The organism is Diaphorobacter ruginosibacter, assembly GCF_040396215.1.
Classification (GTDB): domain Bacteria; phylum Pseudomonadota; class Gammaproteobacteria; order Burkholderiales; family Burkholderiaceae_C; genus Diaphorobacter_A; species Diaphorobacter_A ruginosibacter_A.
In genome coordinates, this window is record NZ_JBEBOW010000162.1 from 1 (window position 1) to 6,935 (window position 6,935).

General features: G+C 67.9%; 10 protein-coding genes. 2 read left to right on the forward strand and 8 right to left on the reverse strand.

Annotated features, from left to right (window positions below; genetic code table 11):
- Position 1 precedes the first annotated feature (1 nt).
- The 4 genes from ABWP92_RS15585 to ureE all read right to left on the reverse strand — a co-directional run bounded on the left by ABWP92_RS15585 (position 2) and on the right by ureE (position 2,730).
- The gene (locus ABWP92_RS15585) at positions 2-751 is read right to left on the reverse strand and encodes an IclR family transcriptional regulator (RefSeq protein WP_353236316.1); all 750 of its coding nucleotides are present in this window, start codon (positions 749-751) and stop codon (positions 2-4) included.
- An 82-nt stretch (positions 752-833) separates the two neighbouring features.
- Positions 834-1,499 carry an urease accessory protein UreG gene (gene ureG / locus ABWP92_RS15590; RefSeq protein WP_353236317.1) on the reverse strand — a complete coding sequence of 222 codons (666 nt, stop codon included), beginning with the start codon at positions 1,497-1,499 and terminating at the stop codon, positions 834-836.
- Entirely contained in the window at positions 1,496-2,191 is a 696-nt protein-coding gene (locus tag ABWP92_RS15595) for an urease accessory protein UreF (protein WP_353236325.1), read from the reverse strand. Before ABWP92_RS15595 ends, ureG begins: the two co-directional genes overlap by 4 nt.
- Positions 2,192-2,199: 8 nt before the next feature.
- A complete protein-coding gene (ureE, locus tag ABWP92_RS15600; RefSeq protein WP_353236318.1) occupies positions 2,200-2,730 on the reverse strand; it encodes an urease accessory protein UreE in 531 nt (176 codons plus the stop codon).
- A 92-nt stretch (positions 2,731-2,822) separates the two neighbouring features.
- Here ureE and ABWP92_RS15605 point away from each other — a divergent pair, with 92 nt between their 5' ends.
- The gene (locus ABWP92_RS15605; protein WP_353236319.1) at positions 2,823-3,356 is read left to right on the forward strand and encodes a gamma-glutamylcyclotransferase family protein; all 534 of its coding nucleotides are present in this window, start codon (positions 2,823-2,825) and stop codon (positions 3,354-3,356) included.
- On the opposite strand, the gene ureC is transcribed toward ABWP92_RS15605, so the two are convergent.
- From ureC to ABWP92_RS15625, 4 genes are all read right to left on the reverse strand, one after another.
- Positions 3,301-5,019, reverse strand: a complete 1,719-nt coding sequence (gene ureC, locus ABWP92_RS15610) for an urease subunit alpha (protein WP_353236320.1) — start codon at positions 5,017-5,019, stop codon at positions 3,301-3,303. The two genes, ABWP92_RS15605 and ureC, sit on opposite strands and share 56 nt — an antisense overlap.
- A 2-nt stretch (positions 5,020-5,021) precedes the next feature.
- Positions 5,022-5,327 carry an urease subunit beta gene (locus ABWP92_RS15615; RefSeq protein ID WP_353236321.1) on the reverse strand — a complete coding sequence of 102 codons (306 nt, stop codon included), beginning with the start codon at positions 5,325-5,327 and terminating at the stop codon, positions 5,022-5,024.
- A 41-nt stretch (positions 5,328-5,368) separates the two neighbouring features.
- Positions 5,369-5,977 (reverse strand): HupE/UreJ family protein, encoded by a 609-nt coding sequence (locus tag ABWP92_RS15620; RefSeq protein WP_353236322.1) that lies wholly within the window; start codon positions 5,975-5,977, stop codon positions 5,369-5,371.
- Between the two features lie 70 nt (positions 5,978-6,047).
- Positions 6,048-6,350: an urease subunit gamma gene (locus ABWP92_RS15625; protein WP_353236323.1), complete on the reverse strand. Its 303-nt coding sequence runs from the start codon at positions 6,348-6,350 to the stop codon at positions 6,048-6,050.
- Positions 6,351-6,603: 253 nt separating this feature from the next.
- On the opposite strand from ABWP92_RS15625, the gene ABWP92_RS15630 reads away from it, so the two are divergent.
- The coding region (locus tag ABWP92_RS15630) for a transporter substrate-binding protein (protein ID WP_353236324.1) at positions 6,604-6,935 on the forward strand (332 nt) is incomplete at its 3' end.

The window sequence follows — 6,935 nt, forward strand, 5'->3', positions numbered from 1 at the left end:
TCTAAGTGCGGCTGTAGCCCAGGCGCAGCGAGATCGCCTGGGTCGCCTCGATCAGGCGCTTGCCGCCCTGCCTGAGCGCCTGCAGATCCAGCCGCTCGGCGGGGCCCGAGATGCCGAGCGCGGCCACCACGCGGCCCGACGCATCGCGGATGGGCGCGGCCGCGCCCACCACCTGCTCGCGCCATTCACCCGTGTTGATGGCATAGCCCGTGGTGCGGATCTCCTCGAGCTGCCGGCGCAGATCGCCGAGGCGGACGATGGACTTGCCGGTGTGGGCCTTCAGCCGGTTCTTCACATTGGCCAGCACTTCCTCGTCGGCCCAGGCCAGTAGGGCCTTGCCGGTCGCCACGCACTGCGCGGGCGCGCGCCCGCCGACGGTGGTGTAGGCGCGTACCGGCTGGGGGCTGTCGATCTTCTCGATGTAGAGCACCTCCGCGCCGTCGAGGATGGACAGGTGGACCGTCTCGCGCGTTTCCTCGGCGAGCTGTTTCATGAACGGCAGCGATTCCAGCCGCACATCGAGCTTGCCCGCGATGCGCGAGCCCAGCTCCCACATTTTCATGGTGAGCTCGTAGCGGTTGGTTTCGGCGTTCTTGCGCGCGAATCCCTGATGAACCAGCGCCTGCAGCAGGCGATGCACGTTGCTTTTGTTGAGCAGCAACTGCGCCGCCAGCTCGCTGACGCCGGAGCCCTTGTCGTTGCGGGCCATGGCCTCAAGGAGCACCAGGCCTTTGATGAATGTCTTGTCCAATGTCGCCGCGCTTGTGTGGTGGAACTAGCAAGGCATTCTACTGAAGGCCAAGGGGCCGGCGCCACCGGGCGCGGCGCGCGCGTCAGCCCGCCAGCAGGCCCCGCTTTTCGATGAAGGCGACCACCTCATCCAGCCCCGACAGCGTCTTCAGGTTGGTCATCACGAACGGCTTCATGCCGCCTGGCGTTCGGCGCATGCGTTCGGTGTCGCTCCTCATGACATCGAGATCCGCGCCGACGTGCGCCGCCAGATCGGTCTTGTTGATCACGAACAGGTCGCTCTTGGTGATGCCCGGGCCGCCCTTGCGCGGAATCTTCTCGCCCGCGGCCACGTCGATCACGTAGATCGTCAGGTCGCTGAGTTCCGGGCTGAACGTGGCGGCCAGATTGTCGCCGCCCGATTCGATGAAGATGATGTCGGCGTCGGGAAACTCGCCCAGCATGCGGTCGATGGCCTCCAGGTTGATCGAGGCATCCTCGCGGATCGCCGTGTGCGGACAGCCGCCGGTCTCCACACCCATGATGCGCTCGGCCGGCAGCGCCCCGCTGACGGTGAGCAGCCGCTGATCTTCCTTGGTGTAGATGTCGTTGGTGATGGCCACCAGGTCCCACTTCGCGCGCATGGCCTTGCAGAGCATCTCCAGCAGCGTGGTCTTGCCCGAGCCGACCGGGCCGCCGATGCCCACCCGCAGGGGCGGGAGCTTTCTGGTGCGGCCGGGAACATGGTGGAGTGCGAAGGAAGTGCTCATGATCTGAAGATTCTCGAATACTGCGATTCATGCCGCGACGAAAGAATCGCCAGCATGGGCGAAAACACCGTGCGCGCATCGTCCGGCAGCGCCAGCGCGTGCTCCACGGCATGGGGAATTTCCTGGCTCAGGCGCGCAAGGATCCGCTGCCCCGCGCTCTGGCCCAGGGGAGTGGCCTTGATGGCGGCCTGCACCATGTTCTCGGCCCAGCCGAAGGCATAGGCCAGCGCGCATTCGCGCGTGGGCGCCTGCGTGAACGCGGCGGCCAGCGCGAAGGCGACGGTATAGGTGGGCGTGCGGCCCGAGAAAGCGGCCAGCGCCTCGACCAGGGCCATGCACCCGGCGCAATGCGCGTGCTGATTGCGCAGCCATGCCGCCAGCGACTGGCCCATCTGTTCGCTTTGCAGGCGCAGCTCGCTGCTCTCGCGCGTGACGATCACCCACTCATTGAGCGCCTCGGCGCGTTGCAGGTCGCCGGCCCGCCAGGCGGGGATCGCCTGCGCCAGCGCCGCCATGTCGCCACGGGACTGCGACAGGTGCAACTGGTCGGCCAGCCACAGGCCAGCGCTTTGCTCGTCGCCCACGCGGCCCGCCTCGATGGCCGCCTCCAGGCCTTCGGAGTATGAGAAGCCGCCGACCGGCAATGCGGGCGAGGCCAGCCACATCAGCTGCAGCAGGCTGTGCGGCGACATCCGCTCGCTCACGGCGCGGCGCTCCCTGGCGCATGGCCGTGATCATGCGCGTGGCCGTGGTGGTGGTGTCCGCCATGGGCCGCATGGCCGCCGTAGGCGCCGCCTTCCGGCTCGAAGGGCTGGTCGCACTCGCAGACGGTCATGTGCATGTCCCGCAGCATGGCGGCCAGCACATGGTCGGGCTCGATCTTCAGGTGATCCGGCTGCAGCTCGATGGGCACGTGGCGGTTGCCCAGGTGATAGGCGGCGCGCATCAGGTCGAACGGCGCGCCGTGCCGCGGACACCAGGTGATGCGCAGCACCTTCTGCGGCGCGGCAATCACGCGCACCAGCGATCCGTCCTGCGCCACCAGCACGTCGCCGCCGCGCACCGCCTGCCCGCGCGCAAGAAACACCGCCAGTTCGCGGCCCATGCTGTCGGTCGCGGCGAAGCGGCTTTTCTGGCGCACGTCCCAGTCGAGCTCCACCGTCGCGGCCCGCGCAAGCAGCACGCGCGACAATCCGGCGCCCCGCGCCAGCAACTTGTTCAACTGCAGCATGGCGCGCGCTCCCCCTCGTCCAGAAAACCCATGTGGAGATGGCACGCAAACTGCATGCTCCGTGGTTCTCGCTCCTTCTCCATGTTCCATATATGAACCATCGCCCCACCCCCCCCACAGCCCGGCCGTGGCAGCCCTGCGGCGCGGCGCACGTCGCCGTCTACGGAACGCTGCGCGCGGGCGGCGTCAACGACATCGCGCGCCTGCGCGATGGCATCGTCCGAACCGGCACCGCCACCCTGACCGGCACGCTGCACGACATCGGCTGGTATCCCGCCCTGCGCCTGCAGGGTTCGCAAAGCGTCCTGGCCGAGGTCTATCCTCTGGATGACGCGCTGGAGCAGGCGCTCGACGGCATCGAAGGCATCTGGCCACGGAACCTGGGCGAATACGCCAAGCGACTGCTGGACGTGCGCGTCCAATCGCCCGATGGCCGCGCGCGGGCGCTCACGGTGCTGGTCTATGAAGCGCTGCCCGCGCTGGTGCGGGACATGCCCGTCATCGCGGCCAGCGACTGGATCGCCTGGCACGGCGCGAAGATGGATTCGCATGAACATCCTCCCTTCCAGCTCAGAACAGAAAGTAGCGCTGCGCCATGGGCAGCACGCTCGCCGGCTCGCAGGTGAGCAGCATGCCGTCCGCGCGCACGGCGTAGGTCTGCGCGTCCACCTCCATGCGCGGCGCGTAGTCGTTGTGGACCATGTGGCGCTTGCCCACGCCCCGGATGCCCTTCACCGCCGACAGGGGCTTGTTCAGCCCGAAGCGCTCGCCGATGCCCGCCGCCAGGCCAGCCTGTGAAACAAAGGTCAGCGAGGTCCTGGCCACCGCGCCGCCGAAGCTGCCGAACATGGGGCGGTAGTGCACGGGCTGCGGCGTGGGAATCGACGCGTTCGGATCGCCCATCGCCGCCATGGCGATGAAACCGCCCTTCACGATCACCGACGGCTTCACGCCGAAGAATGCCGGCTTCCAGATCACGATGTCGGCCCACTTGCCCACTTCGATGCTGCCCACGTCATGGCTCACGCCGTGGGCGATGGCCGGGTTGATGGTGTATTTCGCCACGTAGCGCCTGGCGCGGAAATTGTCGTTGCGCGCGCCATCGCCCGGCAGCGCGCCGCGCTGCGCCTTCATCTTGTGCGCGGTCTGCCAGGTGCGCAGGATCACCTCGCCGACCCGGCCCATGGCCTGGCTGTCCGAGCTGAACATGCTGATTGCGCCGAGATCGTGCAGGATGTCCTCGGCCGCGATGGTTTCCTTGCGGATGCGGCTTTCGGCGAAGGCGAGATCCTCGGCGATGGACGGGTCCAGGTGATGGCAGACCATCAGCATGTCCACGTGCTCGTCCAGCGTGTTCACGGTGTAGGGGCGCGTGGGGTTGGTGGAGCTGGGCAGCACGTGGGCCTCGCCCACCACCTTGAGGATGTCCGGCGCGTGGCCGCCGCCCGCGCCCTCCGTGTGAAAGGTGTGGATGGTGCGGCCCTTGAACGCGGCCACCGTGTCTTCGACGAATCCGCTCTCGTTGAGCGTGTCCGTGTGGATGGCCACCTGCGTGTCGGTCTCCTCGGCCACCGTCAGGCAGTTGTCGATGGCCGCGGGCGTCGAGCCCCAGTCCTCATGCAGCTTCAGCCCGATGGCTCCGGCGTCGATCTGCTCGCGCAAGGCGCCCGGCAGGCTGGCATTGCCCTTGCCCAGGAAGCCGATGTTCATCGCGAAGGCATCGGCGGCCTGCAGCATGCGCTCCATGTTCCACGGGCCGGGCGTGCAGGTGGTGGCGAAGGTGCCCGTGGCCGGGCCGGTTCCGCCGCCGATCATCGTGGTCACGCCGCTGGCGAGCGCCTCCTCGATCTGCTGGGGCGCGATGAAGTGGATGTGCGAGTCGATGCCGCCAGCGGTCACGATGCAGCCCTCGCAGCTGATGATTTCCGTGCCCGGCCCGATGATGATGTCCACGCCCGGCTGGGTGTCCGGGTTGCCCGCCTTGCCGATGGCGTCGATGCGCCCGTCCTTCAGGCCGATATCCGCCTTGACGATGCCCCAATGGTCGAGGATCAGCGCATTGGTGAGCACCGTGTCCATCGCGCCTTGCGCGCGCGCGAACTGGCTTTGCGCCATGCCGTCGCGTATTGTCTTGCCGCCGCCGAACTTCACCTCCTCGCCGTAGCTTCCCGCGCGCAGCGTGTAGTCCTTCTCCACCTCGATGACGAGTTCCGTGTCCGCCAGCCGCACGCGGTCGCCCGCCGTGGGGCCGTAGGTTTCGGCATAGGCGCGCCTGTCGATCCCGGCCATGCTCAGAGCCCTCCCATGACCTGGCCGCGAAAGCCGTAGATCCGGCGCTCGCCAGCGATATCGACCAGCTCCACGGTGCGCTGCTGGCCGGGCTCGAACCGCACGGCCATGCCGCTGGCGATGTTCAGGCGCCTGCCGCGCGCGGCCGCGCGGTCGAAGTCAAGCCCGGCATTCGTTTCCGCGAAGTGGTAGTGCGAGCCCACCTGGATCGGCCGGTCGCTGGTATTTTTCACCACCAGCGTCACCGCGGCGCGGCCTTCGTTGAGCGCGTGGCTGCCTTCGTCGATCAGCAGTTCTCCGGGGGTCATGGCGTGTTTCTCCGTGGGTGTATGGAATCGCAAGCGCGCTCTCAGGCCAGGCGCGTGAGCATGAATGCGCCCAGCGCCGCGGTGGCGGCCCCGCCGGCGCGGGCCATCCATGCGTGGCGCCGTTGCAGCGCCCCGCCCAGGGCGAGGCCCGCCAGATGCAGCGTTGCCGATCCCAGCGCCATGCCGCACACGGCGGCGGCGGCCATCAGGGCGTTATCCGCCGGCAGTTCGGCGCCGTGCGCCGCACCATGGAAGAACGCGAACACACTGGCGAGCACCGCCGCCACGCCCCATGGCATGCGCTTTTGCACCGCGACGAGCAGGCCCAGCACCAGCACCGAGGCGGCGATCATCGGCTCCACGCCAGGCACCGCGAGACCGGCGAACCCGGCCACGCAGCCCGCGGCAAGCAATGCCACGAATGCCAGCGGCGCGCGCCAGGCCGGCTTCACGGCCAGCGCGCTCCATGCGCCCACCGCGACCATCGCGGCCACATGATCGGCGCCGGTGAACGGGTGCATCAGCGCCTGGGCAAAGCTGTCTGCCGCATCGTGGGCGTGGGCATGTCCGCCCACGTGGGCCAGGGCGGAAACGGGCGCGATGGCGATGGCCATGGCGGCGGCGGTGAAGGGCAAGGTTCTGGATTTCATGGCTGTGTCCGGGAAGGAAATAGGAACGACGAGGAACAATGAGGAACAACGCGGCCGGCGGGCGCCGCGCTCAAACGATGGGCTGGTGCACGGTGACCAATTTGGTGCCGTCGGGGAAGGTCGCCTCCACCTGGATGTCCGGGATCATTTCCGGCACTCCGTCCATCACGTCCGGGCGCGCAAGAACGGTGCGGCCCTCGCTCATGAGCTGCGCGACGGTTTTGCCATCGCGCGCGCCCTCCATGACGGCGGCGCTGATCAGCGCGACCGCCTCCGGGTAGTTGAGCCTGAGCCCGCGCGCGCGGCGGCGCTCGGCCAGCAGCGCGGCGGTGAAGATGAGCAGCTTGTCCTTTTCGCGTGGCGTGAGTTCCATCGGCGTGATCCTCGAAATTGAGAAGGCATCGAGCAAGAAGCAGGCCATCTCCCGCAAGCCCCGTGCCGCGATGGTGCACGGCGCCCATCCGCTCCGATGTGGTGCGATCGCCGTCACTCGATTGGTGCGAGGCCGCACAGAAAACGTACCGGCACGGGCGCGGAGCTCCGGTATCCGGGGCTGGCACAGCTATTGCACTGCGCATCGCACGGCCGCTCTGGCCGGTCATTTTTCCTTCTACTGGAGTGGTGCAATGAATCGTCGCGGAACACTTACTACGCTGGCTGCCTCGCTGGCTCTGGGCCTGGGGCTTTCGGCTGCTGCGCATGCGCAGGACACCATCAAGGTCGGCGTGCTGCACAGCCTCTCGGGCACGATGGCGATCTCGGAGACCGTGCTCAAGGACACGGTGCTGATGGCCATCGATGACATCAACGCCAAGGGCGGCGTGCTGGGCAGGAAGCTCGAACCCGTGGTGGTCGATCCGGCATCCAACTGGCCGCTGTTCGCCGAGAAGGCCAAGCAGTTGCTCACCCAGGACAAGGTGGCCGTGGTCTTCGGCTGCTGGACCAGCGTGTCGCGCAA

Bases quoted from the DNA above. Each gene is read 5' to 3' on its own strand.
- ureC (WP_353236320.1), bottom strand. From the start codon at position 5,019: ATGGCCGGGATCGACAGGCGCGCCTATGCCGAAACCTACGGCCCCACG.
- ABWP92_RS15625 (WP_353236323.1), bottom strand. From the start codon at position 6,350: ATGGAACTCACGCCACGCGAAAAGGACAAGCTGCTCATCTTCACCGCC.
- ABWP92_RS15605 (WP_353236319.1), top strand. From the start codon at position 2,823: ATGAACCATCGCCCCACCCCCCCCACAGCCCGGCCGTGGCAGCCCTGC.
- ABWP92_RS15595 (WP_353236325.1), bottom strand. From the start codon at position 2,191: ATGTCGCCGCACAGCCTGCTGCAGCTGATGTGGCTGGCCTCGCCCGCA.
- ABWP92_RS15620 (WP_353236322.1), bottom strand. From the start codon at position 5,977: ATGAAATCCAGAACCTTGCCCTTCACCGCCGCCGCCATGGCCATCGCC.
- ureE (WP_353236318.1), bottom strand. From the start codon at position 2,730: ATGCTGCAGTTGAACAAGTTGCTGGCGCGGGGCGCCGGATTGTCGCGC.
- ureG (WP_353236317.1), bottom strand. From the start codon at position 1,499: ATGAGCACTTCCTTCGCACTCCACCATGTTCCCGGCCGCACCAGAAAG.
- ABWP92_RS15615 (WP_353236321.1), bottom strand. From the start codon at position 5,327: ATGACCCCCGGAGAACTGCTGATCGACGAAGGCAGCCACGCGCTCAAC.